Raw genomic sequence first — 25150 nt, forward strand, 5'->3', positions numbered from 1 at the left:
GACAACCGCCACCCAGGTGTGAGGGACGGCCACCTCGTACTGGGCCGCCCGGCACCCGGGACGGAAGTAGGGTGGAGTCATGGCAGTCGTGAAGATCAACGCGATCGAGGTTCCCGAAGGCGCCGGCCCCGAGCTGGAGAAGCGGTTCGCCGCGCGGTTGCACGCGGTGGACAACCAGGCCGGGTTCCTCGGCTTCGAGCTGCTCCGCCCGGTTTCCGGCGAGACGCGCTACTTCGTCTACACGAAGTGGGAGTCGGAGGAGGCCTACCAGGCGTGGGCGGCCGGGCCGGCGCGCGAGGCGCACGCGGGCGAGCGCGCCAAGCCGGTGTCCACCGGGGCCAGCCTGCTCGAGTTCGAGGTCGTGCAGGCTTCGAAGCCGGGTGAATGACGAACTCTGCAGGGCCGCTGAGCTGATCCACGGCGCCGGCGCACTGCTCGTGTGCGCCGGCGCCGGGATGGGCGTCGACTCCGGGCTGCCCGATTTCCGAGGTGACGAAGGGTTCTGGCGCGCGTACCCGCCGTACGCGAAACTCGGCCTGAGCTTTGAGGAGCTGGCCGACCCGCGCCACTTCGCCGACGACCCCGAGCTGGCCTGGGGTTTTTACGGCCACCGGCTCGACCTCTACCGCGCCACCGTGCCGCACCAGGGGTTCGCGCTGCTCAAGGAGTGGGGCGAGCGCACGCCGGGCGGAGTCCGGGTTTTCACGTCCAATGTGGATGGTCAGTTCCAGAAGGCGGGCTACCCGCACGTCGCCGAGGCGCACGGTTCCATCCACCACCTGCAGTGCCTGGGCAACTGCACCGACGAGATCTGGTCGGCCGGCGAAACGCGCGTGGACCTCGACGAAGCCACCATGCGCGCCCGCCCGCCGCTGCCGAGCTGTCCGCGCTGCGGCGGCCTCGCGCGGCCCAACATCCTGATGTTCGGCGACTACGAGTGGGTGCCCACGCGCAGTCATGCCCAGCTCGACGAGCTCACGGCGTGGCGCCGCGAACAACGCGAGCTCACCGTGGTCGAGCTCGGTGCCGGACAGGCCGTGCCGACCGTCCGCCGCTACGCCGAGCTGGCGAGCGCCGCGTCGGGCGCGCTGGTGCGCATCAACCCGCGTGAGCCGCAGGTCCGCCACGGCCGCGGCGTGTCGATCGCGGCCGGTGCGCTGCAGTCGTTGCTCAAGCTCGCCTGAGGTGCAGCAACGGGAACGGCAGGCCCTCGGAGTCCGTCGCCGAGCGGCCGACGACCTCGAACCCGTGGTGCAGGTAGAACCCGACCGCCTGCGGGTTCTGCTCGTTCACGTCGACGGTGAGCACGGGAAATTCCTCGAACGCCTTGTGCAGCAGCGTGGAACCGATTCCGGCACCGCGGTGATCGGCGTGCACGAACAGCATTTCCAGGCTGCCTTCGGAAACGCCCGAGAACCCGGCCGCGACACCGTCCACAGTGGCCACCGTGATCTCGACTCCCGGGAAGTACCCGGGCACCCGTTCGGCGAAGAACGAGACGTCCGCCGGCGTGAGGAAATCGTGCGTCGCCTCGACCGAGCTGCGCCAGATCGCCAGCAGCGCGGGGTACTCGCCGGCACCGGAAACCGGCCGCAGGGACACCGTCACGGCAACCGCACCTCCGCATACACAGCCCGGTGGTCCGTGCCGGGCACGTCCAGCACCCGATAGTCCTCGACGGCCGCCCGCTTGTCCACCAGCACGTGGTCCAGGGTGACCACCGGCACGGCGTCCACGGGCCACGTGGGCCGCAAGCCGGCGCCGCGTTCGTCGGCGGCGTCGTGGTAGCCGCGCGAGAGCACGGTCTGCAGGGCCGCGTGGTCCAGCGTCGCGTTGAAGTCGCCGGCCAGGATGCGCAGGCCGTGTTCGCCGACGGCGCGCGAGAGGTCCTTCATCTCGCGATCCCACTGGCCGGCGCTGGTGTCGGGCGACTGCGGGTGCACCGCGACCAGCTCCACCACCGTGCCGCCACCGAGATCGGCCTCGGCGCCCGGCTGCTTCTCCGCGGAGTCGCCCGTGTAGTTCTCCTCGGTGAGCGGGAAGCGCGACACGATGCCCGAACCGTCCGCGCCCGGTGCAGGGTGCAGCACCCGGTTCGGCAGCAGCCCGAACAGCCCCGCTTTGTCCAAAGCGGACACTTCCGCCGGCGTCAGCTCCACCAGGTTCAGCACGTCGACCTGGTTGTCGCGCACCACCTTCACCACGGTGGCCGCGTCGGCCCGGCCCAGGTAGAGGTTCGTCGACATCACGCGCAGCGACTTCCCCGACACGGCCGGTTGCCCGTCGGCCATCACGCGCGGCGCCACGAACACGGCCAGCAGGACCGCCATCACCAGCGCGATCGCGCCCGCCCACCATCGGCGCAGCACCAGCGCGATGCCACCCAGCAGCGCTCCGTAGATGACCGCATACGGAGTGAGCGCGAGCAGCACCAGGGTGAACCAACCGCCGTCGAACCCGACCGTGCGCAGGGCCGTGATGGCGAGCAGCGGCACCTCGAACACCAGCACCACGCCCGTGACCAGGCGGTTTCGGGGCCGGCCGCGCACCTGGCCGTTGATCACCATGGCCCGAGTATGCCGACTCGACCCCGTTTCGCGCGCCCCAGGACACCGCACCTCCACAACACCTCCACACGCCCTGACAGCGGCGGACAGGCCTGTGACAGGCGCTGTCAGCCTGCTGTGCGCGCCCTGACAGGTCGCCCGTCCACTGTGTTCTCCAGACGGCGACAGCAGGAGGAGGACCACGATGTCGTTCGCGATCAAGGCCGAGGGCCTGGTCAAGCAGTTCGGGGAAACGAGGGCGCTGGACGGGGTCGACGTGGAGGTGCCGTTCGGCAAGGTGGTGGGGGTGCTCGGGCCCAACGGCGCGGGCAAGACCACGGCGGTGCGCATCCTGGCCACGCTCATCAAGCCCGACGCCGGGCACGCCACCGTCGGGGGTTACGACGTGGTGCGCGACCCGGTGCGGGTGCGGTCGCTGATCGGGCTCACCGGCCAGTACGCGTCAGTCGACGAGGACCTCAACGGCACCGAGAACCTGGTGCTGATCGGGCGCCTGCTCGACCTGTCCCGCGCCGATGCGAGGGCTCGTGCGAAAGAGCTGCTCGAACGTTTCGAGCTGTCCGACGCCGCGAAGCGCCCGATCCGCACGTACTCCGGCGGCATGCGCCGGCGGCTCGACCTGGCGGCGAGCCTCGTCGGCCGACCCGAGGTGCTCTACCTCGACGAGCCGACCACCGGGCTCGACCCGCACGCCCGCAACGAGGTGTGGGCCGTGGTCCGCGGCCTCGTCGCCGAGGGCGCGACGGTGCTGCTCACCACGCAGTACCTGGAGGAAGCCGACCAGCTGGCCGACAAGATCACCGTGATCGACCACGGCCGCGTGGTCGCCGACGGCCGGGCCGACGAGCTCAAGCGCCGCGTCGGCGGCCAGACACTGCAGGTGCGCCCGACGTCGCTCGCCGACCTCGACGCCGTCGCCCGCATCCTGGGCGAGCTCACCGGCGTGCGACCGGCTCGCGACAACGACACGGGTCTGCTCACCGCGCCGGTGTCCGACCCGGTACTGCTGTCCACGCTCGTGCGCAAGCTCGACGAGGCCGGCATCACCTCCGACGAGCTCGCGCTGCGGCTGCCGAGCCTCGACGAGGTGTTCCTGGCCCTCACCGGCCGCGCGGGCGAACCGTCCACTGCGGACGAACAGCTCGAAGGGAGCCCCGCATGACCACGCTCGCGCTCGAACCGCCCCGCCACATCAGCCCGGTGAAAGGCGTGCAACACGCGCTTTCCCTGGCCTGGCGCGGAGTTCTGAAAATCCGCAAGAACCCTGACCAGCTGGCCGATGTCACGCTGATGCCGATCATCTTCCTGCTGATGTTCACCTACCTGTTCGGCAACGCGCTCAGCGGCTCGATCGAAAACTACCTTCAGGCCCTGGTGCCGGGGCTGATCGTGATGAACATCCTGCAGGCGAGCCTGACGGTGGGCGTGCAGCTCAACACCGACGTGACCAAGGGCGTGTTCGACCGCTTCCGCAGCATGCCGATCGCCCGCTCGGCGCCACTGGTCGGCGCGGTGCTGGCCGACCTCGTGCGCTACGTCGTGTGCCTGGCCGTGTTGATGGTCGTGGCCACGGTGATGGGCTACCGCGTGGAGACCGGCCCCGCGCAGTTCCTGGTCGCGATCCTGCTGGTGCTGGCGTTCGGGCTGTGCTTCTGCTGGGGCTCGGTGTTCGTCGGGATGCTGATGAAGTCGCCGGGTGCGGCGCAGGGGCTGATGTTCGTGTTCATCATGCCGCTCACCTTCGGCAGCAACGTGTTCGTGTCGCCCGCCACCATGCCGTCGTGGCTGCGGGCCTGGGCCGACATCAGCCCGGTGAGCCTGATGGCCAACGCGTTGCGCGGCTTGATGAACGGCGGCGCGGTCGCCGGCCCACTCGGCGGCGCACTGGCGTGGATGGTCGGCGCCGTGGTGGTGTTCTTCCCGCTGGCGACGTGGGCGTACCGCCGCCGGGTCTGAACGGCTGCACCGAAAATGGGGGCGCACGGTCCCCTTCACCACGGGGGTGGTGGAGGGGACCGTTTCGCGTTCAGGTCCCGATTTCCTCGACGAGCCAGGCAATTCCGTCGACCCGGTCCATCGCCCGCCCCTCGGCAATGAGGTCGTCGTACCGCTGCGCACCCAGCTTTTCGCGCAGCCCCGAGATCAACGCGAGCACCTCCGGGCTGCCGAGGTCGAACTCGCCGCGGATCAGGGCGCTCAGTGCCAGCACGCGCGCCGCCGCCTCGAAGCGGCCCTGCGCGTAGCGGATCTCCGCGACGACCTCGACGATCCGCGCGAGGTCGGGCATGTCCATGCGCACGCTCACCGAGCGGATGGCCGCCGCCGCGTGGGGCAGTGCCTCGTCGGGTTTGCCGTCGGCCAGGGCGATCCTGGCGTGGACCATGCCGAACCACTCGTCCTCGAAATTGCCGGGGAACGGCCAGTCGTCGCGGCTGCGCGCGATGATGTCGCCGACCGTGCGGGCTTCGGCCAGCCGGCCCTCGCGGATGAGCAGTTCCAACCGGCCGAACAGCAGGATCGTCGTGAGCTCCCGGTTTCCGGTCTTCTCGGCGAACCGCTCGGCCGCTGTCAGCTCGCGCCAGGCGCCCTCGTGGTCACCGCCGCGCGAGCGCTCCACGGCCAGGCGCCACCACTGCTGCACGACATCGTCCTGCGAACGCAGCTCCAGGGCCAGCCGCAGCCCTTCGGTGTAAGCAGCGATCGCCCCGGCGCGGTCACCGCGCTGAGACAGGCTCGTGGCGCGGAAGCTGAACGTCATCGCCAGGCCCCAGCGGTCGCCGATCTCGAGGAACCCGGCGTGGGCCTCTTCACGGGCGCGGGCGGACCCGTCCAGGTCACCTTCGTCGGCGAGCAGGAAGCTCTCGGCCCAGCGCGCCGCGGCCCGGCTCCACGGGTCGCCGCCGCCCATGGCGCGGGTGATCTCGCGCCGGGCCAGTTCGCGGTGGCCGCTGAGGAACGCGACCATCGGCAGCGCGAGCGAGAGCCACGGGTTGCCCTTCGCCGCGCCGGTGCGCACGCAGTCCTCGATCAGCTCCACGGCGCCGGCCATCGCCTGCGGCCCGTTCATCATGTTCATCATCAGCTGGCTCAGCCGCAGGGCCGCCGCGACGTCGGGCGGCAGGCGGTCGCCGAAGGCCAGCACATCGACCACGAACCGCTTGGCGCGCTCGCTCTGGCCGAGGATCGAGAGGTACCAGAAGTTGCCGTAGAGCAGGCGGGCCGCCGAGTCCACGTCCTCGGACTCGATGGCTGCCCGCAACGCGGCGGTGACGTTGTCGTTTTCGAGCTCGAAGACCGTGATCGCCGTGAGCTGATCGCGGGTGCGCAGCAGCGGCTCGGTGCGTTCGGCGAGGTCCACGAAGTAGTGGATCATCGCCACCCGCAGGCGCTCGGTCTCGCCCGAGGCGGTGAGCTGCTCGGTGGCGTACACCCGCAGCGTCTCCAGCATGCGGTACCGTCCACCAACGGCGTCCACGATGGACTTCTCGACCAGCGAGCCCAGCACGTACACCACGTCATCGGCGGGCAGCAGGTCCTCGTCGGCGCAGACGGCCGTCACGGCTTCCTCGTCGAACGTCGCGGCGAACACCGCGAGCCGCCGCGCCAGCGCGCGCTCCGCGTCGGTGAGCAGGTCCCAGCTCCACTCGACGACGGCTCGCAGGGTCCGTTGCCGCGGCAGGGCCGTGCGGCTGCCGGAGGTGAGCAGGCGGAAGCGGTCGTCGAGGCGTTCGGCGATGCTCGTGACCGGCATCGACCGCAGGCGCGCGGCGGCCAGCTCCAGGGCCAGCGGCATGCCGTCGAGCCGGCGGCAGATCTGCGTCACGGCGTCCACTGTGGACGCGTCGAGCGTGAAATCGGGCCGCACGGCGATGGCCCGGTCGAGGAACAGCCGCGCCGAGTCGAGCGCGCCCACCTCACCCGGCGGCGTGGACTCGGCCGGCACGGGCAGCGGGCCGAGCGGGCACAGCGCCTCACCCGTGATCGCGAGCGGCTCGCGACTGGTGGCCAGCACACGCAGCGCGGGCACGCGACGCAGCAGGTCGTCGGCCAGCTGCGCGGCGACCTCGATCACGTGCTCGCAGTTGTCCAGCACCAGCAGGGCTTCACTGCCGCTCAGCGCTTCGACGGCGTGCTCGAACAAGTCGGTCGGTCGCCACCGCACCTCGGTCTCGCTCGCGCGCATGTCCCGGACCGCCAACGCGGTGAACAGCGCGCCGAGCACGTCGTCGGCGTCGCGGACACCGGCCAGCGGTACGAACCACACGCGCCCGGCGGCGTGCGCGGGGTGGCGGGCGGCGGCCTCGGTCGCGAGCCGCGTCTTGCCCGCACCGCCCGGGCCGACGAGCGTGACGAGCCGGGAGCCGTCGAGCAGCTCGGCGAGCCGTTTCAGTTCTTCTCCCCGCCCGACGAAGCTGGTGAGCCGCACCGGCAGCCGATCGGTCACCGCCACGGCCGGGGCGAGCTCGCCGCGCAGCGCCTGCAGGTGGATCTCCTGCAGCTCGGCCGACGGGTCCACACCCAGCTCCTCGGCCAGCGTCGTGCGGATCGCGCCGTAGGCCGCGAGCGCGTCGGCCTGCCGCCCGGCCGAGCACAGCGCGCGGATGAGCAGACCCGCCAGCCGTTCGCGCAGCGGGTGGGCCTCGGCGGCCGCGGTCAGGTCGGCCAGCACATCGGCGTGGCGGCCCAGGCGCAGCTCGGCGTCGAAGCGGTCCTCGGCGGCCTCCGTGCGCAGTTCCTCGAGCCGGGTCGCGGGAGCGGCCGCGAACGGAGCGTCGAGCACGTCGGCCAGCGCGGCGCCGTGCCAGAGGTCCAGAGCACCGCGCAGCAGCTCGGCCGCGCGGGCGTCGCGGCCGGCCGACAGCTCACGCCGGCCCTCGGCGGCGAGGCGTTCGAAGCGGTGCGCGTCGACGGTGTCCGCGAGCAGCGCGAGCCGGTAACCGCCGGCGCCGGACTCGAGCTCGACCCCGGCCGGACGCAGCGCGCGGCGCAGGCGCGAGACGAGCGACTGCAGTGCGTTGGCGGCGTCGGCCGGTGGCTCGGTGCCCCACAGTCCGTCGATGAGCACCTCGGCGGGGACGGCCCGGCCGGCGTCGAGCGCGAGCCGCGCCAGGAGCATGCGAAGGCGCGCACCGCCGATGTCCACCGGGGTGCCGTCGTCGCAGGCCGCCCGCAGCGGACCCAGAAGCGCCACGCGCATGCCCCCAGCTTTCCAGACGGAAGCTGAGCACGGGTCCGAACGGCCCCACGGGTAACCGACGTAAGTGTGGATTTTCCGGACAAATCACCATGACTGGGCATCAAGGGCCCGACTCGGCGATACGTTGCAAACGGTTTCCGAGCAGCAAAGGAGCGTTCATGAGACTGCAGCACCGCTGGCGCCGCCCGGCAGTGACGGTCGTCGCCACTCTGGCCGCGCTGAGCCTGGGCGGCGGCGTCGCCTCCGCGGGACAGGACGGGTTCGGCTGGGGCACACCGGGCGCCGACGGCGCCGGCGACAGCTACTACCCGCAGGACGGCAACGGCGGTTACGACGTCGCCGACTACGACCTCGCCGTGACCTACGCACCGGACAGCCACCAGCTCACCGGCGTGCAGACGATCAGCGCCCGGGCCACCCAGACGCTGAGCTCGTTCAACCTCGACCTCAAGGGCCTCACCGTCGACTCGGTGAAGGTCAACGGACTCAAGGCCGAGTTCACCCGCAGCGGCGACCACGAGCTCACGGTCACCCCGCTGCTGCCGCTGCTGCGCGGCTTGCCGTTCCGCACCGTGATCACCTACCACGGCGTGCCCGCGCCGATCGACGATCCGCTCCTGGGCGAGAACGGCTGGCAGTACGCGAAGACCGGCGGTGCGTTCGTGGCCGGCGAACCGAAGTCGGCCAGCACCTGGTACCCGGTCAACGACACCCCGCGCGACAAGGCGACCTTCCACCTCGCCATCACCGTCCCGAGCGAGTGGGGCGTGATCGCGAACGGCCGTGAGCTCGGCTCGCACAAGACAGCACACGGCACCACGCACCGGTGGGCCGAGAACACGCCCGCCGCGCCGTACATGACCACGGTCGCCATCGACAAGTGGACGTTCGACAAGCGCAAGCGCAAGGACGGCACCCCGATCGTCAGCGCGTTCGCCCCGGGCACCCCCGACTCCACCAAGCAGGCCGACGCCCGCCTGCCGGAGATCCTCGACTTCCTGGAGTCGAAGTTCGGCAAGTACCCCGTGGACGCCGCCGGCGGCATCTACCTCGCCGAGCCCATCGGGTTCTCCCTGGAGACCCTGAGCCGGCCGATCTACTCGGGCCGCGCGGGCAACGTCGACACGATCGTGCACGAGAACGCCCACCAGTGGTACGGCGACACCGTGGCCGTGGACCACTGGAAGGACGTCTGCCTCAACGAGTGCTTCGCCTCCTACGCCACCTGGCTCTGGGACGAGGCCAAGAACGGCGTGAACCTCGACGACCAGTACCGGCAGCAGGTGGCCACCGCCTCCGACCGCTTCTGGAACGGCAAGCTCTACGACATGGGCCCGGGCAACGAGTTCACCTACGTGTACTCCAAGGGCCCGGTCGCGCTGCACGCCCTGAGCAAGTACCTGGGCCAGTCGTCGTTCGACAAGGTGCTCAAGACGTGGAACTCGTTGCACCGCAACGGCAACGCGAGCATGCAGGAGTTCCAGAAGTACTGCGAGTCCGTGTCCCACAAGGATTTGCAGGGCTTCTTCGACGCCTGGATCTACGGCTCGGGCAAGCCCTCCGACCAGTACCTCTACCCGGGTGATCTCAAGCCCACTGCGTGATCTGTACCTTCGGTGAAGGCCTCCCCGGTCCGCCCGGGGAGGCCTTCACCGCGTCACGAGGGGAATTCCGGCGAACAGCACCGCCGATCTCCACCGGGGTGCCGTCGTCGCGGGCCGCCGCAGCGGACCCGGAAGCGCCACGCGCATGCCACCAGCTTTCCGGACAACAGGACCCACAGTTCGGTGCGAACCCCCGGCGCCCAGACCATCAGCGCACGAGCCACCCAGACACTGAGCTCCTTCAACCTCGACCTCAACGGCCTCACCGTCGACTCGGTCAAAGTCAACGGACTCAAAGCCGAGTTCACCCGCAGCGGCAACCACGAACTCACCATCACCCCACCGCTGCCACTCCTGCGCGGCCTGCCATTCCAAGCCAAGATCACCTACCACCTCTACCCGGGCGACCTCAAAACCACTGCGTGATCTGTACCTTCTGTGAAGGCCTCCCCGATCTGCCCGGGGAGGCCCTCACCGCGTCACGAGGAGAGTTCGGCATGGCGGTCTTGCTCACGGGGTTCGCGCCCTTCGGTGGTTCGGCGACGAATCCGTCGTGGGCGGCGGTGTCGGCGGTGGCCGCGCGGCGGCACGACGTGGTCGCGGTGGAGCTGCCGGTGGAATTCACTGCGTCGTTGCCGGCGTTGCGAGCAGCGATCGAGCACCACCGCCCGAGCCTGGTCGTGTGCGTGGGAGAAGCGGGCGGACGCAGCTCAGTCACGCCGGAACGCGTGGCGATCAACCTCGTCGACGCGCGGATTCCCGACAACGCGGGCGACCAGCCCGTCGACGTGCCGGTGATCGCGGACGGTCCGGCCGCGTACTTCACGGCGCTGCCGGTCAAGGCGGCCGTGGCGGCGATCCAGGCGAAGGGCGTGCCCGCGGCCGTGTCGTACACGGCGGGCACGTATGTCTGCAACCAGGTGTTCTACGGCCTCATGCACCTCATCACCACGGACTTCCCTGGCCTGCGGGGCGGGTTCGTGCACGTGCCGTCGGCGCCGGAGCAGAGCGGGCGCAGCGGGCCCGCGCTGGCGGTGGAGCAGTCGGCCGACGCGGTCGAGGCCGTGATCGACACGGCGCTGACCATGCGGGAAGATCTGAAAGAGTCCGCCGGCACGCTCAACTAGGCACGTTCGGGACAAGCACATTCGGGACAAGCACATTCGGGATAGGCAACTTCGGGAACGGCGCCTCGTGGTCCTCCCGCAGCCGGTCGTAGAAGTCGGTGAACACCACCGCCCGCTTCACGTGCCGCGCGACCACCGACGCCACGGGTTCCGGCAGCGGCAGGTCGCCCGCGGCCGCGCGGCGCATGGCCGCCATCCGCGCGGGCCGGTCCCAGGTGCCGCACACCTCCGTGATCAGCCACTGCGTCGCGAACATGGCCAGGTAGGCCTCGTCGTGCTCCACGTTCGCCTCGGCGAACGCGCGCTCGTCGGCGCTGAGGTCGAAGCGGGTCGCGAGCGCCAGGCCGAAGTCGGTCAGGTAGATCCGCGAGCCGTCGGTGAGGTAGTTGCCGAAGTGGGTGTCGAAGTGCAGAACGCCTTGCGCCCGAAGGAAGGCAGCCGCCTCGAACAGCTGCTGCTCGACGCGTTCCGACTCGTCGAGATGCTCCTTGAGCCACAGGTGCAGCGTCGTCGGGAAGTACTCGCAGAACAGGACCACGCTCGACTCGGCGGCTTCCAGTTCTTCCAGCCGCCGGCGCACGGCTGGGGAGCCGCCCCAGTACTCGACGTCCTCTTCGAGCGGCCGGTCCGGCACGCGGCCGGCCCGCACCGGCAGCACGCGCCAGTGGTGCAGCAGCGGAAAGTACTCACACTCGCCGCCGAGCACCCAGTTCGTGGCCATGACGTGCACCGCCAGCTCCCGCCACGCCGAGCCCTCGGGTGAGCCGCCGAAGCTGTAGTGGCAGTACAGCGGCAGGTCGTAGAGGTTGGCGGTGGAGTGCGGGTACCGCCGTTCGAGCTCGGTGAGCGGCAGGTGCTTCGCGAACACCGGGACGCCGTCGATGTCGAGCCGCACACCCGTGCCGCCGATGCCCCGGGACACGACTTCGGCCGTTTTGAGGCGTTCGGCGAGCTGCCGGTCGCTCAGCAGCGACAGAGCCGTGGCCACGCGCAAGTGATTGGTCAGCCGGGAATCCCCCATGGCTTCGACAATACGGAGAAGGGCGGCTCCCCGGTGGGGAACCGCCCTTCTCGAACCGTCAAGCGATCAGTCGTTCTCGGTGTCGTGCTCCGAGGCACCGATGCTGACCGGCGGCGCGTCCGGGACCGAGGACGGGCGCTTCTCACCGCGGAAGGTGAAGTGCGCTTCGTCGTCGCGGTCCTCGGGGTTGCCGCTCCAGCCCTCGACGTCGACCAGGATGATCTGACCCGGCTCGACCTCGCCGAACAGGATCTTCTCGGACAGCTGGTCCTCGATCTCGCGCTGGATCGTGCGACGCAGCGGCCGGGCACCGAGCACGGGGTCGAAGCCACGCTTGGCCAGCAGAGCCTTGGCCTTCTCCGTGAGCTCCAGCTCCATGTCCTTGGCCTTGAGCTGCGTTTCCACACGCCCGATCATGAGGTCGACCATCTGGATGATCTGTTCCTGAGTGAGCTGGTGGAACACGATGATGTCGTCGATGCGGTTCAGGAACTCGGGCCGGAAATGCTTCTTCATTTCCTCGTTGACCTTCTGCTTCATCTTCTCGTAGCGGTTGGTGACATCCGCTCCGGAGGAGAAGCCGAGGCTCACGGACTTGGAGATGTCCGAGGTGCCCAGGTTCGAGGTGAAGATCAGGACCGTGTTCTTGAAGTCGACCGTGCGACCCTGGCCGTCGGTGAGGCGGCCGTCTTCGAGCACCTGCAGGAGCGTGTTGTAGATCTCCTGGTGCGCCTTCTCGATCTCGTCGAAGAGCACCACCGAGAACGGCTTGCGCCGCACCTTCTCGGTCAGCTGCCCGCCCTCTTCGTAGCCGACGTAGCCCGGAGGGGCACCGAAGAGCCGCGAAGCGGTATAGCGGTCGTGGAACTCACCCATGTCGATCTGGATGAGCGCGTCGTCCTCGCCGAACAGGAAGGCCGCGAGCGCCTTGGACAGCTCGGTCTTACCGACACCGGACGGGCCGGCGAAGATGAACGAGCCCGACGGGCGCTTCGGGTCCTTCAGACCGGCACGCGTACGGCGGATCGCCTGGGAGACAGCCTTGACCGCGTCCTCCTGGCCGATGATGCGCTTGTGGAGCTCTTCCTCCATGCGCAGCAGCCGGGTGGTCTCCTCCTCGGTGAGCTTGAACACCGGGATACCGGTCCAGTTGGCCAGCACCTCCGCGATCTGCTCGTCGTCCACCTCGGCGACGACGTCGAGGTCGCCGTCCTTCCACTGCTTCTCGCGCTCGCCCTTCTGGCCGAGGAGGGTCTTCTCCTCGTCACGCAGGCGGGCGGCCCGCTCGAAGTCCTGCGCGTCGATCGCGGACTCCTTGTCGCGGCGGACGTCGGCGATCTTCTCGTCGAACTCGCGCAGGTCCGGCGGCGCGGTCATGCGGCGGATGCGCATGCGGGCGCCGGCCTCGTCGATGAGGTCGATGGCCTTGTCCGGCAGGAACCGGTCGTTGATGTAGCGGTCGGCCAGCGTGGCGGCCGCGACCAGCGCCGAGTCGGTGATGGAGACACGGTGGTGCGCCTCGTACCGGTCGCGCAGGCCCTTGAGGATCTCGATCGTGTGCTCGAGCGACGGCTCGCCGACCTGGATCGGCTGGAAGCGGCGCTCCAGCGCGGCGTCCTTCTCGATGTACTTGCGGTACTCCTCGAGCGTGGTCGCACCGATCGTCTGCAGCTCACCGCGGGCCAGCATCGGCTTCAGGATCGAAGCCGCGTCGATGGCGCCCTCGGCGGCACCCGCACCGACGAGCGTGTGCAGCTCGTCGATGAACAGGATGATGTCGCCGCGGGTCTTGATCTCCTTGAGCACCTTCTTCAGGCGCTCTTCGAAGTCACCGCGGTAGCGGGAGCCGGCGACCAGGGAGCCCAGGTCCAGCGTGTAGAGCTGCTTGTCCTTGAGCGTCTCGGGCACCTCGCCCTTGACGATGCTCTGCGCGAGGCCCTCGACGACGGCGGTCTTGCCGACGCCCGGCTCGCCGATGAGCACCGGGTTGTTCTTGGTACGGCGGGACAGCACCTGCATGACCCGCTCGATCTCCTTGCCGCGCCCGATGACCGGGTCGAGCTTGCCCTCGCGGGCGAGCACGGTCATGTTGCGGCCGAACTGGTCGAGCACCAGCGACGACGACGGGGTGCCCTCGCCGCGGCCGGAACCGCTCTCGGTGGACTTCTCGCCGGTCTGGTAGCCGGACAGGAGCTGGAGCACCTGCTGGCGCACCCGGTTGAGGTCCGCACCGAGCTTCACGAGGACCTGGGCGGCGACGCCCTCGCCCTCGCGGATCAGGCCGAGCAGGATGTGCTCGGTACCGATGTAGTTGTGGCCGAGCTGAAGCGCTTCGCGCAGCGACAGCTCAAGCACCTTCTTGGCCCGCGGCGTGAACGGGATGTGCCCGCTCGGCGCCTGCTGGCCCTGGCCGATGATCTCTTCGACCTGCTGGCGCACTCCCTCGAGGGCAATGCCCAGCGACTCGAGCGCCTTGGCGGCGACACCCTCACCCTCGTGGATCAGACCCAGGAGGATGTGCTCGGTGCCGATGTAGTTGTGGTTGAGCATCCGGGCCTCTTCCTGGGCCAGGACGACCACCCGCCTCGCGCGGTCGGTGAACCTCTCAAACATGCGCACTCCCTCGACTGCTGCGTCGGCGGCCCGTTGCCGGCACGGATTCACACCCGCGTCGGACAGCACCGTGAGACCACTGTAGTAGCCATGCGGTCGCGCTTGCGTACCACTACGGCTTGCGGTGGCCCTTCAACACCCGGCCGGCGACCCTTCCGGTCACCGTCGAACATCCGGTTGCCCTGCACTTTTACTCCTTGTCGAACGTACGGCCCCTCGTTCGGATTCCGCGCCCGCCCCCCTGTCCGCTCAGCGCGAACACGTCCGGGAGCTGCCGGTTTCCACCAGGTGGGCACCCGATTGGCGCAACTGCCCCACTTCTGTAAGGTTAGGCACGCCTAATGAATCCGGCCGGTGAGGAGGGCCGCGGTGAACCAGCAGCGGTCGTTCCAGGACCGGCCGGACGCGAGTGCCGTCGGTGACTGCCTCGGGTCGTCGCTCCTGAGGGTCGGGGGGCTCCAGGAACGCGGTGAGCTGCGCCGAGACGTCCCGACCGGGTGGTTGCACTGCGCCGAGCTGCTGGAACACCCCGAGCTTTTCACCGAATGGCGTGAACGGCTCGAAAAGTGGCTGCTGCACAACCACGGCGCCGCGCCCGAGCGCACGGCCGCGAGCTACGTGATGTCGTGGTACCTGCACGTGCCGGCGTATGTCGGAGCGCTCCTGCTGCACCACGAGCGCCGCGTGCCGTCGCTCAAGCCCGAGCAGCTCGCCTTCGGCCTCGGCGACGACCGCCCGCACCCCGACGGCATGGCCGTACTGGGCGACAGCTTCTACTGCCTGCCCACCGACCCCGGCTCGGCCCGCCCGGAAGCCACGGTCGTGGCCGACGAACGCGCCCTGGCCGGCGTGCTGCGCGCCCAGTTCGTGGCGCACGCCACACGGTTCGTCCGCGCCTACGCGCCCGGCAGCCGCCTCGGCCGCCGCATGCTGTGGGCCGCGGCCACTGACGCGCTCGACAACTCACTGTGGTGGGTCGGCCGGCAAGGCGGGACCCCGGATGCGGAAGGCGCCGGGGTGGCCGATGCGGCGTTGGTGCTGGACGACCGGTACCGCCCGCTGACCTCGGCTTCCACCCTGCGGATGGCCGTGGACGCCGACGGGCACCGCGCGTGGGAACGGCGTCGCGAAAGCTGCTGTTTCTCCTACCTGCTGCCAGGCGAGGCGGAGTGCGAGGAATGCCCTCGCGTCTGTTCACGGTAAGCGCAGGTCACGCACGCCAGCCCGGGTTGCGCCCCGACGCGCCCAGCGCGCGGTCGAGTGCCGGGGCATCGGCCGGAACCGCTACCTCGGGTCCGTAGACGCCCATCGAGCGCGCCTGCTCGCCCATGGCGACGGCGGAGGCGCGCACGGCTTCGGCGGCCTCGTCCGGACAGCTCAGCGGCGTGCCGGCGGCGCGGGCGAGGTCCCAACCGTGGATCACGAACTCGCCCAGCACCATGTCGCCGACGATCGCCGCGGGCACCGTGGCCGAGCCGAGCGTCGCCAGGCCTTCCCACGCCGCTGCGGGCGTAAAGGCGTCGACGAGGGCTTCGGTCTGCTTCTCCAGCGTTGCGAACCAGTCGTCGCGCACGAGGGGGGCCTCGGCTTCGGAACCGGTCGCCGTATACGTCTCGCGCCGCCCGGCGGCGGCGAGCCAGGGGCCCCAGTAGAGCAGGTGGTTGAGCAGGCCGCGCACATCGTAGTCCGCGCACGGGGTCGCGGCGGTGAGCGGCGGCAGGGCCGCGACGCGCAGGAACTCGGTGGCGGCCGGACGCAGCAGGGCGGAGTGGTCGGTCATGCGCGAAGCCAAGCACGGCGTGCGACAACCCGTCTTGAACGAACGCGACGCACTAGCGTGAGCCCATGCGCCGGATCCCGCGCGGCATCGTCGACGAGCACGTGGCCCGCACGAAGTTCACGCTGGCGCGCCACGCGCCGGCGCCCGCGCTGACCGAGTTCGTCGACTACCACTGGGTGCTGCACTGGGACCTCGACGGACACCACGACCAGCACGTGCTGCCCAACATCGCGGTGCACGTGACCTTCTTCCCCGGTGCGTGCGGCGTCTACGGCCCTGGCCACACGTTGTTCACCCACCGGCTGGAAGGCCGCGCCCACGGCCTCGGGGTGCGGTTCCGCCCTGGCTGCTTCCGGCCGTTCCTCGGCGCGCCCGTGCGGACGCTCGCGGACCGATCGGTGCCGCTGGAGGCCGTGTTCGGCGACTCCGGCGCCGAAACCGCCGAATCGGTGCGAAATGCGAGTGGCGACGAGGAAATGATCGCTGCAGTCGACAACTTGCTGATCGCAAAGCAGGCACCGCTTCCGCCCGCCGCGCGCACGGCCGCCGCCGCGGTGGAAACAATCGCGGACGATCCGGAAATCACCCGCGCGGATCACCTCGCCGCGGCCGCCGGCTTGTCCGCACGTGCACTTCAACGGCTCTTTGCGGAACACGTCGGCTGCACGCCCAAGTGGGCGATCCGGATATACCGCCTGAACGACGCCGCACGCCGGCTCGCCGACGCCGAGAGCCCCGATTTCGCCGACCTCGCCGCACGGCTCGGGTATAGCGATCAACCGCACTTCACCCGTGATTTCCGTGCGGTGACCGGATCTTCGCCCGGCGAGTTCGCCCGTTCAGCCCGCCGCCATCCGACCGCTTGAACACGGAGAACACGTCGAACAACGACCGTTCTCCAACACGCGCCCGCTTGAACCGGACAGAAACCGGACAAGCAAAACGGCCGCCGGATTGTTTCCGGCGGCCGTCCTCGCGTTGTAGCCCTCAGTTCTTCTGGTGGTAGGCCTCCACGACCTCCGACGGGATGCGTCCCCGGTCGGAAACCGCGAAACCGTTCTTGCGCGCCCAGGCGCGAATGGCCTGGTTCTGCTCGCGATCGACCGTCGCCGGGCGGGCCGAGGCCTTCGCGCCGGCGACCGGACGCAGCGCGGCGCGCTTGCGGCCACCGGCGCGACGGGCGTGTTCCACGTACTGGGCCAGTGCGTCGCGCAGCTCTTCGGCGTTTTCCGAAGACAGGTCGATCTGGTAGGTCACACCGTCCAAACCGAACTCGACGGTCTCTTCGGCCTCACTGCCGTCGAGGTCATCGACCAGGGAGACCAGCACCTTCTGTGCCATCTGTTTCCTCCTGCGGGGCTTACGCGAATGATCTGGTTACGGGGCGAGCCCCGGGACAGAAGTCTTTGTCACTCACATTAATACCCGCTCATCCCCCGGCGTGCAAATCTCGTTTGAGATAAACCTCGCCGGTTCCTACCGTCGGGTGGGTTATTCAGGTCGAACGAGGGGGAAGAGGATCGTCTCCCGGATACCGAGGCCGGTCAGCGCCATGAGCAGCCGGTCGACTCCCATTCCGACACCGCCGCTCGGTGGCATTCCGTACTCCAGGGCACGAAGGAAATCCTCGTCGAGACGCATGGCCTCGCTATCACCCTGCGCCGCCAGGAGGGACTGTTCGGTGAGCCGCTGCCGCTCCACGACCGGATCCACCAGCTCGGAGTAACCGGTGGCGAGTTCGAATCCGCGCACGTAGAGGTCCCACTTCTCCGCGACCCCGGCCCGGCTGCGGTGTTGCCTGGTCAGAGGGGACGTCTCGAGCGGAAAATCACGCACAAATGTGGGTGCGGAGAGATCGTCGCCGACGAGGTGTTCCCACAGTTCTTCGACCAGTTTGCCGTGGCCGAGCTTGGGGTCCACCTCGATCTCGCGCGCGGCGGCGATCTTGTGCAAGCGCTCGGCGGGAGTCTCGGGTGACACTTCTTCACCCAATGCCTCCGAGAGCGACTCGTACATGCCGAGAGTCGTCCATTCGCCGGAAAGGTCGTACTCCGTTCCGTCGACGAGGGTGACGACCTGGGTGCCGAGCACGTTCTCCGCGGCCTCCTGGATGAGTTCGCGGGTCATCACGGCATTCGTGTCGTAGGTGGCGTAGGCCTCGTAGTACTCCAGCATCGCGAACTCGGGCGAGTGAGAGGAGTCGCTGCCCTCGTTGCGGAAGTTGCGGTTGATCTCGAAAACCTTCTCGATCCCGCCGACCACGCAGCGCTTGAGGTAGAGCTCCGGCGCGATGCGCAGGTACAGGTCGAGGTCGAACGCATTCGAATGCGTGACGAATGGCCGGGCCGCGGCGCCGCCGTGCAGCGTCTGCAGCATCGGCGTCTCCACCTCGGTGAATCCGCGGCGGTGGAACGACTCGCGCAGCGAGCGCACCACGCCGGCGCGAGTGCGCACCACATCGCGGGCCCGATCGCGCAGAATCAGGTCGACATAACGCTGCCGGATTCGCGTTTCCTCGGCCAGGTCCTTGTGCGCGTTGGGCAGCGGCCGCAGTGCCTTCGAGGTGAGCTGCCACTTGTCGGCCATCACGGAAAGCTCACCGCGCTTGGAAGTGATCACCTCGCCGGAGACGAATACGTGGTCACCGAGATCGACGTCACTCTTCCACGCGGCGAGCGACTCGTCACCGACCTTCGCGAGGCTGAGCATCGCCTGCAGTTCCGTGCCGTCACCCTCACGAAGAGTGGCGAAGCACAGTTTGCCCGTGTTGCGCAGAAACATCACCCGGCCGGTGACGCCGACCGTCTGACCAGTGCCGGTGTCGGGTTCCAGATCTGTGTGCGCCGCCCGGATCTCGGCGAGTGAGTGGGTGCGGGGAACCTCGACGGGGTAAGGATCGATACCCTCCGCGATTATCCGGTCGCGCTTGTCCCGGCGCACCCGCATCTGTTCGGGCAGGTCGTCTTCGGGCAACGCGTCGGGCGCGGGGGATTCCGTCATGGCCCACAGAGTACGAAGTCGCTGGTCGGCTACGCCAACCGGATTACCCTTCGAGGCACCGGCGCTGCCTTTCCCCGTATTAGTCTCGGTTCTCGTGACCGATCCCACGTATGACCAGGAACTCCACGCCCGCCGTGCGTCGTCGTTCGGGGACCACGCCGCCGCCTACGCCGAGCACCGGCCCGACTACCCGCAGGCCGCGGTGGAATGGGGTCTCGCCGGCGCCGACCACCCCGCGCGTGACGTGCTCGACCTCGCCGCCGGCACCGGCAAGCTCACGCAGGGCCTGGTCGACCTCGGCCTCACCGTGACCGCGGTCGAGCCCGACCCCGGCATGATCGCCCAGCTCGCCAAGCTGCTGCCGGGCACCACGGCGCTCACGGGCAAGGCCGAGGACATCCCGCTGGCCGACGAGTCCGTCGACGCGGTGTTCATCGGGCAGGCGCTGCACTGGTTCGATCTGGAGCCGGCGTTCGCGGAGATCCGCCGCGTGCTGCGACCGGGCGGGGTCGTGGTGGCGCTGTGGAACCACGACGACGTGACGGTCGGGTGGGTGGCCGAGTTCTCCCGGCTCGTGCGCACGGGCGTGAGCCGCTTGTTCAGGGACGACAACGAGGGCCTGTCGGCGGCCGGGTTCGGCCCCTTCGAGGACTGCGAGTTCGCGCACACGCACCGGCGCACGGTCGACTCGCTGCTGGCCACCGTCAGCACGCACTCGAACCTGATCGTCGCCGAGCCGGCCGAACGCGACGCAGCGCTGGCGGCCGCGCGCGAGCACCTGCTCTCGGTTCCGGAAGCGGGCGCGGGCGAATTCGACTTCCCGCTGGTCACCACGGTCTTCCGGGCCCGCCGTGCCTGAACGACGACGCCCCGGCGGAGCCGGGGCCAAAGGCACAGCGTCGTACCCGGTCAGGACAAGACGGCGCAGTGAAATTCACTGCGAAGGGTTTGTCAAGGCATGGGTTGTGCTTGTCGTCGCCGGTTTCCTCGAAACGGTCTGGGCTGCTGCGTTGTCGGCGACCAAGGGGTTCACACGGTTGTGGCCCACGGTTCTTTTTGTCGTCGCGTTGATCGCCAGCATGGGCGGACTCGCGTATGCATTGCGAAGCGTTCCGCTCGGCACCGGTTACGTCGTGTGGGTCGGCATCGGCGCGGTCGGGACGGCGTTGTACGGGATCTTCGCCCTCCACGACCCCGCGACGATCGGGCGCCTGGCGTGCCTGGTGCTGATCGTCGCGGGGGTCGTGGGGCTGAAGGTGCTGCACTAGGGGACGGTGATCTCCAGCGCGCCCAGCCGCGCGGGGTCACCGATCACGTCGATCGCGGTGATCCGGCCGCCGGCGAAGGTGAACGTGAGCACGATCTCCAGCCGGCCACGCGGGGCGAGCACGAGGGCGGGCACGCCGTCCACGAGCGCGACCTGCGTCCCGCGAGCTCGTTGCGAGGCCAGCAGCGCGCCCTTGCTCACGCTGCGGACACCGCGTAGCACCACCGGCGCCGGCGCGCCCGAGATGACGGCGTCGGCGTGCAGCACCACGTCGGGGTCGAGCAGCTGCAGCAACGCCTCGAAGTCGCCGCCGCGCGCGGCCGCCAGGTAGGCCTCGACGGCCTGGCGGCTGCGGGCGACGTCGGCGGTCGGCTGCTCACCACGCACCCGCCGGCGCGCGCGGCTGGCGATCTGGCGCACGGCCGCCGGAGTGCGGTCGAGCATGGTCGCGATGTCCTCGAACGGCACGGCGAACATGTCGTGCAGCACGAACGCGATGCGCTCGGCCGGGGCCAGCGAGTCGAGCACGACCAGCAGCGCGAGCCCCACGGAATCCGCCAGCTGGGCTTCTTCCTCCAGGTCGAAGTCGTCGCCGCGGTCGAAGACCTGCGCGTCGAGGGATTCTTCACGCCGCCGTTCCCGCGTGCGCAGCTGGTTGAGGCACTGGCGCGAGACGACCGTGGTGAGCCAGGCGGGCAGGCTTTCGATCTCCTGCGCGTCGACGCCGTCGAGCCGCAGCCAGGTTTCCTGCACGGCGTCCTCGGCTTCGCTCAGGGAGCCCAGCATCCGGTAGGCGACCGAGCGCAACCGCGGCCGCTGTTGTTCGAACTGCTGCGCCAACCAGGCTTTTTCGTCCACGTGTCACATTCCTCCGTCGCGCGGGTTCACCGAAGTAGACCCCATCGAACCCGGTCGCAGGACCGGAACGGAGGAAGAAATGACCACGATCCTCGTCACCGGCGGCACCGGCACCCTCGTCACCCCGCTGCTGGGCGACGCGAAGGTGCGGGTGCTCAGCCGGCACGCGGAAGGCCCCGAACACTTCGCCTGCGACCTGCTCACCGGCGAGGGCCTGGCAGCCGCGGTCGACGGCGTCGACGTGGTGCTGCACCTGGCCGGCGGCCCGAAGGGCGACGACGTGGCCACGGCGAACCTGGGGCGGGCCGCGAAGCGCGCGGGCGTCGGCCACTTCGTGCTGATCTCGGTGATCGCCGCCGGCCGCGTGCCCCTGGGCTATTTCACGCGCAAGTTCGAGGCCGAGAAAACCGTGATCGCCTCGGGCCTGCCGTGGACGATCCTGCGGGCTGCGCAGTTCCACGGTTTCTGTCTCGACGCCGTGCGGGCCGCCACGAAACTGCCGCTTGTCCCCGTGCCCGGCGGAATGCGTTTCCAGCCCGTGGACGCCCGTGACGTCGCCACCCGCCTCGCGGAGCTGACCCTCGGCGCACCCGCCGGCCGCGTGCCCGACCTGGCCGGCCCGACGATTTACCCCATGCGCGAACTCGTCGAGGATTACCTGCGCGCCAACGGAAAGCGCCGTCCGAAGCTGCCCGTGCGCCTCCCCGGCAAGGCCGGCCGGGTTTACCGCGCGGGCGAAAACCTCAACCTCGACGCGGAAACCGGCACCCGCACGTGGGAGGAATTCCTCGCCCAGCAGTGATGGTCATCGGACATTGCGTTCATAAACCAGCCGCAACCCCAGCAACGTCAAATCGGGGACGTGTTCGGTGATCGTCTCCGACTCACCGATCACCAGGGGCGCGAGGCCGCCGGTCGCGATCACCGCGACCGGCTCGTCCTCAGTGGACCGCAGTTCACGCACGATGCGTTTGACGAGACCGTCGACCTGGCCCGCGAATCCGTAGAGAATCCCGGACTGCAGGCATTCCACGGTGTTCTTGCCGATGACCGAACGCGGCGGCACGAGTTCCACCTTGCGCAGCGCGGCGGCCCGGGCGGCCAGTGCGTCCACGGAAATGTCGATGCCCGGGGCGAAGGCGCCGCCGAGGAACTCGCCCTTGGCGGAGATGGCGTCGACGTTCGTGGACGTGCCGAAGTCGACCACCACACACGCCGTGGGGTGCAGGTGGTGGGCGGCGAGGGTGTTCACGAGCCGGTCGGCACCCACTTCCTTCGGGTTGTCGACCAGCAGCGGCACCCCCGTGCGCACGCCGGGCTCCACCACGATCTTCGGCAGCTTCGGGTAGTAGCGGCTCAGCATCACCCGCAGCTCCCGCAGCACAGCGGGCACTGTGGACAGTGCGCTGATGCCCGTGATCGCATCGGCGTGCGGGCCGAGCAGTCCGCGCATGGTGAGCGCGAGCTCGTCGGCGGTCATGCGCGCGTCGGTGCGCATGCGCCAGTCGCCGACGAGCCGCCGGCCCTCGTACAAGCCGAGCACGATGTTGGTGTTGCCGACGTCGACGGTGAGCAGCAAGACAGGCTTCCTTTACCGCGGCCCGGTTTCGCCGCCGACGAGTGGGTTCAGCTTTCCGCGTGCAGCAGAGCGTCGAGCCGGCGCGCGTCGGCGGTTTCGGCCACGGGGAAGGCGATGGTGTCTTCCTCGGGCAGCGTGACGGTGCCGCTCAGCAGCCCCGAGCCCTCGGGCGCGTGGCCCGGGTCGGTGCCGCGCTCGAGGATGCGGTTGTCCTCGTCGACGAAGATCACCCGCGGCTCGTGGTTCAGCGCCTCGACGCTGTCCATCTGGCCGTAGGAAATGAGGATCACGAGGTCACCGGGGTGCACCAGGTGCGCCGCGGCGCCGTTGATGCCGAGCACGCCGCTGCCGCGCTCGCCCTTGATCACGTAGGTCTCCAGCCGAGCCCCGTTGGTGACGTCCACAATGGACACCTGTTCTCCCGGCAGGAGGTCGGCGGCCTCCATGAGATCCTCGTCGACGGTCACCGAGCCCACGTAGTGCAGGTCCGCCTGCGTGACCGTGGCCCGGTGAATCTTCGACTTGAGCATCGTGCGGTACATCGTGGACTCTCCCTATTCCCCTGCGTCCGGGTCAACACTCGGATGGTCCACAGCCCTTCCGAGCAGCACTCCCACGTTGTCGATCAGCCGGGTGCTCCCCACCCGGGCGGCGATCAACAGCCGTGCCTCACCGTCGACGGGCGCCGGCCCGAGATCGGTTCCCCTCAGCTCCAGGTAGTCCACCTCCACCTGCGGACGCTCGGCGAGCGTCCGGCGAGCCATGTCCAGCACCGCTTCGGCCCCATCGCGGCCGACGTGCGCCCCCGCGGTCAGCGCCGCGGAAAGCACCACGGCGTCCTCCCGCTGGTCCGGCGTGAGGTACACGTTGCGGGACGACAGCGCGAGGCCGTCGCGCTCGCGGACCGTCGGCACCCCGATCACGCGGGTGTCGATGTCGAGGTCCGCCACCATCTTCTTGATCAGCACCAGCTGCTGGTAGTCCTTCTCCCCGAAGAAGGCGTAGTCCGGGCGCAGCAGGTTGAACAGCTTCGCGACGACGGTCAGCACCCCGGTGAAGTGCCCGGGCCGCACGGCGCCTTCCAGCTCGTCGCCGAGCGGGCCGGGGTGCACGGTGACCATCGCGTTCTCGGAGTAGAGGTCGCTCGCCTTCGGCGTGAAGGCCAGCTCGACGCCCGCTTCGCCCAGCGTCGCGAGGTCGTCCTCCAGCTGTCGCGGGTACGCCTCGAAGTCCTCGCCCGCGCCGAACTGCAGCGGGTTCACGAAAATCGACGCGGCCACGATCGTGTTCGGCAGGCGCTTCGCGCGGCGCATCAGCTCGCGGTGGCCGGCGTGCAGCGCACCCATCGTGGGCACGAGCGCCACCTTGCGGCCGACGCTGCGCAGCGCGCGGCTCACCTGGCTGATGTGCTCGGGCGGCTGGTACGCGTTGAGCGTGCCGCGCTGGAACTTCGGTGTGGTCACGGGGTCTGCCCTTCGGCGGGGTCGTCGAGGAGGTCGGTCAGCTCGGCGGCGGTCGCCGCGTCGAGCAGGCCGGCGGTGCGGGACCGCTCGGCCGTGCGCCGGGCCAGTGCCCGGTAGGCCGGGGCGATCGCCGGCTCCGAGGCCGCGAGCACGGTCAGGTGCTTGCGGACGGTGCCGAGATCACCACGCGCGACCGGCCCGGTGAGGGCGCGGTCGCCGTGGCGCAGCACATTATCCAGTGCGGCCGACAACAGTGGTGCGACGAGTCGTTCCGAATGCCCGATTCCGGCTTCGCGGAGCAGCTCGGTGCAGTCGGCGACCAGCGTCATCAGGTGGTTGGCGCCGTGAGCCAGCGCCGCGTGGTACAGCGCGCGGGCGGCCTCGGGCACGCGCACGGGCTCGGCGCCCATCTCCACGGCAAGGGCCTCGCCGACGTTCCACGCCACCTCGTCGTCGACCGCGGCCGTGACGCCGATGCTGGCGGTGGCGAGGCGTTCGAGGTCCTCGGTGCGGCCGGTGAAGGTGAGCACGGGGTGCAGCGCCAGCACGAGCGCGCCGGCTTCGGCGGCGGGCCTGAGAACGTCGACGCCGTGGGCGCCGGAAGTGTGGACGATGATCTGGCCGGGCCGCAGCGACTCCGTCGCCACGAGGCCGCGCACCATGCCTTCGAGGGCGTCGTCGGGCAGCGCGAGCAGCACCAGGTCGGCACGACGGACGACTTCGTCGGGCGGCAGCAGGGGGACGTCGGGCAGCAGGCGCTCGGCCCGCGCCAGCGACTCGGACGACAACCCGGACGCGGCCACCACCGTGTGCCCCGCCCTGGCCAGTGCGGCGCCGAGGACGCTGCCCACCCGGCCGGCCGAGACGACTCCCACCGCGAGGCGGGCAGGTCGGTTCATGGCGTGCGCCTGTGGACGCTCATGGCTCGAAACTCCTAGGGCTCGTTCCAGTCCCGCTCTTCCGGGTACCAGACGACGGCGCGAGAGTAGTCCCGCCGCGTCCGGATCGCGGAGCTCTGGTGACGAGCTTCACCCGGTCGTTCACCTCGCTCGCGCTGCCGCACCCCTGCTGATC

At 69.7% G+C, this 25150-nt stretch carries 25 protein-coding genes; 12 read left to right on the plus strand and 13 right to left on the minus strand.

The window, feature by feature from the left end; all coding sequences use genetic code 11:
• Positions 1-79 precede the first annotated feature (79 nt).
• Positions 80-388, plus strand: coding sequence for an antibiotic biosynthesis monooxygenase family protein (locus ACWEOE_RS18880; RefSeq protein ID WP_452010577.1), 309 nt, complete (start codon positions 80-82; stop codon positions 386-388).
• Positions 381-1184: an SIR2 family NAD-dependent protein deacylase gene (locus ACWEOE_RS18885; RefSeq protein ID WP_452010579.1), complete on the plus strand. Its 804-nt coding sequence runs from the start codon at positions 381-383 to the stop codon at positions 1182-1184. Before ACWEOE_RS18880 ends, ACWEOE_RS18885 begins: the two co-directional genes overlap by 8 nt.
• Here the strand turns inward: ACWEOE_RS18885 and ACWEOE_RS18890 are convergent.
• Together ACWEOE_RS18890 and ACWEOE_RS18895 are read right to left on the minus strand one after the other, a co-directional pair.
• Positions 1171-1608 carry an acetyltransferase gene (locus ACWEOE_RS18890; RefSeq protein WP_452010580.1) on the minus strand — a complete coding sequence of 146 codons (438 nt, stop codon included), beginning with the start codon at positions 1606-1608 and terminating at the stop codon, positions 1171-1173. The genes ACWEOE_RS18885 and ACWEOE_RS18890 overlap by 14 nt on opposite strands.
• The gene (locus tag ACWEOE_RS18895; RefSeq protein ID WP_452010583.1) at positions 1605-2567 is read right to left on the minus strand and encodes an endonuclease/exonuclease/phosphatase family protein; all 963 of its coding nucleotides are present in this window, start codon (positions 2565-2567) and stop codon (positions 1605-1607) included. Before ACWEOE_RS18895 ends, ACWEOE_RS18890 begins: the two co-directional genes overlap by 4 nt.
• 184 nt (positions 2568-2751) lie before the next feature.
• Here ACWEOE_RS18895 and ACWEOE_RS18900 point away from each other — a divergent pair, with 184 nt between their 5' ends.
• Together ACWEOE_RS18900 and ACWEOE_RS18905 are read left to right on the plus strand one after the other, a co-directional pair.
• Positions 2752-3729, plus strand: coding sequence for an ATP-binding cassette domain-containing protein (locus ACWEOE_RS18900; RefSeq protein ID WP_452010586.1), 978 nt, complete (start codon positions 2752-2754; stop codon positions 3727-3729).
• Positions 3726-4523, plus strand: coding sequence for an ABC transporter permease (locus ACWEOE_RS18905; protein WP_452010589.1), 798 nt, complete (start codon positions 3726-3728; stop codon positions 4521-4523). The genes ACWEOE_RS18900 and ACWEOE_RS18905 overlap by 4 nt, the downstream gene beginning before the upstream one ends.
• Before the next feature lie 70 nt (positions 4524-4593).
• On the opposite strand, the gene ACWEOE_RS18910 is transcribed toward ACWEOE_RS18905, so the two are convergent.
• Entirely contained in the window at positions 4594-7764 is a 3171-nt protein-coding gene (locus tag ACWEOE_RS18910) for a BTAD domain-containing putative transcriptional regulator (RefSeq protein ID WP_452010592.1), read from the minus strand.
• 158 nt (positions 7765-7922) lie between these two features.
• Between ACWEOE_RS18910 and ACWEOE_RS18915 the strand changes: the two genes are divergently transcribed.
• The 3 genes from ACWEOE_RS18915 (at position 7923) to pcp (ending at position 10495) form a co-directional block, all read left to right on the plus strand.
• A complete protein-coding gene (locus ACWEOE_RS18915) occupies positions 7923-9368 on the plus strand; it encodes a M1 family metallopeptidase (RefSeq protein ID WP_452010595.1) in 1446 nt (481 codons plus the stop codon).
• Positions 9369-9551: 183 nt separating this feature from the next.
• Positions 9552-9794 (plus strand): hypothetical protein, encoded by a 243-nt coding sequence (locus tag ACWEOE_RS18920; RefSeq protein ID WP_452010598.1) that lies wholly within the window; start codon positions 9552-9554, stop codon positions 9792-9794.
• Positions 9795-9865: 71 nt separating this feature from the next.
• Complete coding sequence (pcp, locus tag ACWEOE_RS18925) at positions 9866-10495, plus strand: pyroglutamyl-peptidase I (protein ID WP_452010601.1); 630 nt, start codon at positions 9866-9868, stop codon at positions 10493-10495.
• Here pcp and ACWEOE_RS18930 read toward each other — a convergent pair.
• Both ACWEOE_RS18930 and ACWEOE_RS18935 read right to left on the minus strand, forming a co-directional pair.
• Positions 10488-11516, minus strand: coding sequence for a hypothetical protein (locus tag ACWEOE_RS18930; RefSeq protein WP_452010604.1), 1029 nt, complete (start codon positions 11514-11516; stop codon positions 10488-10490). The genes pcp and ACWEOE_RS18930 overlap by 8 nt on opposite strands.
• Before the next feature lie 66 nt (positions 11517-11582).
• Positions 11583-14129 carry an ATP-dependent Clp protease ATP-binding subunit gene (locus ACWEOE_RS18935; protein ID WP_452010607.1) on the minus strand — a complete coding sequence of 849 codons (2547 nt, stop codon included), beginning with the start codon at positions 14127-14129 and terminating at the stop codon, positions 11583-11585.
• Between the two features lie 369 nt (positions 14130-14498).
• On the opposite strand from ACWEOE_RS18935, the gene ACWEOE_RS18940 reads away from it, so the two are divergent.
• A complete protein-coding gene (locus ACWEOE_RS18940; RefSeq protein WP_452010610.1) occupies positions 14499-15332 on the plus strand; it encodes a (2Fe-2S)-binding protein in 834 nt (277 codons plus the stop codon).
• Positions 15333-15339: 7 nt separating this feature from the next.
• On the opposite strand, the gene ACWEOE_RS18945 is transcribed toward ACWEOE_RS18940, so the two are convergent.
• A complete protein-coding gene (locus ACWEOE_RS18945) occupies positions 15340-15909 on the minus strand; it encodes a TIGR03086 family metal-binding protein (RefSeq protein WP_452010613.1) in 570 nt (189 codons plus the stop codon).
• Positions 15910-15974: 65 nt separating this feature from the next.
• On the opposite strand from ACWEOE_RS18945, the gene ACWEOE_RS18950 reads away from it, so the two are divergent.
• Complete coding sequence (locus tag ACWEOE_RS18950) at positions 15975-16775, plus strand: AraC family transcriptional regulator (RefSeq protein WP_452010616.1); 801 nt, start codon at positions 15975-15977, stop codon at positions 16773-16775.
• A 121-nt stretch (positions 16776-16896) separates the two neighbouring features.
• Here the strand turns inward: ACWEOE_RS18950 and ACWEOE_RS18955 are convergent, their stop codons facing one another.
• Together ACWEOE_RS18955 and lysS are read right to left on the minus strand one after the other, a co-directional pair.
• Positions 16897-17250, minus strand: coding sequence for a histone-like nucleoid-structuring protein Lsr2 (locus ACWEOE_RS18955; protein WP_285971935.1), 354 nt, complete (start codon positions 17248-17250; stop codon positions 16897-16899).
• A 150-nt stretch (positions 17251-17400) separates the two neighbouring features.
• A complete protein-coding gene (lysS, locus tag ACWEOE_RS18960; protein WP_452010887.1) occupies positions 17401-18909 on the minus strand; it encodes a lysine--tRNA ligase in 1509 nt (502 codons plus the stop codon).
• 94 nt (positions 18910-19003) lie between these two features.
• Between lysS and ACWEOE_RS18965 the strand changes: the two genes are divergently transcribed.
• Both ACWEOE_RS18965 and ACWEOE_RS18970 read left to right on the plus strand, forming a co-directional pair.
• Positions 19004-19768, plus strand: a complete 765-nt coding sequence (locus ACWEOE_RS18965) for a class I SAM-dependent methyltransferase (RefSeq protein WP_452010620.1) — start codon at positions 19004-19006, stop codon at positions 19766-19768.
• A 106-nt stretch (positions 19769-19874) separates the two neighbouring features.
• Positions 19875-20177, plus strand: a complete 303-nt coding sequence (locus ACWEOE_RS18970) for a DMT family transporter (protein WP_452010623.1) — start codon at positions 19875-19877, stop codon at positions 20175-20177.
• On the opposite strand, the gene ACWEOE_RS18975 is transcribed toward ACWEOE_RS18970, so the two are convergent.
• Positions 20174-21034: a sigma-70 family RNA polymerase sigma factor gene (locus ACWEOE_RS18975; RefSeq protein ID WP_452010626.1), complete on the minus strand. Its 861-nt coding sequence runs from the start codon at positions 21032-21034 to the stop codon at positions 20174-20176. The genes ACWEOE_RS18970 and ACWEOE_RS18975 overlap by 4 nt on opposite strands.
• Before the next feature lie 79 nt (positions 21035-21113).
• Here ACWEOE_RS18975 and ACWEOE_RS18980 point away from each other — a divergent pair, with 79 nt between their 5' ends.
• A complete protein-coding gene (locus ACWEOE_RS18980) occupies positions 21114-21836 on the plus strand; it encodes an SDR family oxidoreductase (RefSeq protein ID WP_452010629.1) in 723 nt (240 codons plus the stop codon).
• Positions 21837-21839: 3 nt separating this feature from the next.
• Here the strand turns inward: ACWEOE_RS18980 and ACWEOE_RS18985 are convergent, their stop codons facing one another.
• From ACWEOE_RS18985 to ACWEOE_RS19000, 4 genes are read right to left on the minus strand one after another with little or no spacing between them, the layout of a single operon-like run.
• Positions 21840-22613, minus strand: a complete 774-nt coding sequence (locus ACWEOE_RS18985; protein WP_452010632.1) for a type III pantothenate kinase — start codon at positions 22611-22613, stop codon at positions 21840-21842.
• A 47-nt stretch (positions 22614-22660) separates the two neighbouring features.
• Complete coding sequence (panD, locus tag ACWEOE_RS18990) at positions 22661-23155, minus strand: aspartate 1-decarboxylase (protein ID WP_452010635.1); 495 nt, start codon at positions 23153-23155, stop codon at positions 22661-22663.
• A 12-nt stretch (positions 23156-23167) separates the two neighbouring features.
• Positions 23168-24076 (minus strand): pantoate--beta-alanine ligase, encoded by a 909-nt coding sequence (panC, locus tag ACWEOE_RS18995; protein ID WP_452010638.1) that lies wholly within the window; start codon positions 24074-24076, stop codon positions 23168-23170.
• Positions 24073-25026, minus strand: coding sequence for a Rossmann-like and DUF2520 domain-containing protein (locus tag ACWEOE_RS19000; RefSeq protein ID WP_452010889.1), 954 nt, complete (start codon positions 25024-25026; stop codon positions 24073-24075). Before ACWEOE_RS19000 ends, panC begins: the two co-directional genes overlap by 4 nt.
• Positions 25027-25150: the final 124 nt, after the last annotated feature.

This window comes from Amycolatopsis sp. NPDC004368 (assembly GCF_053602515.1).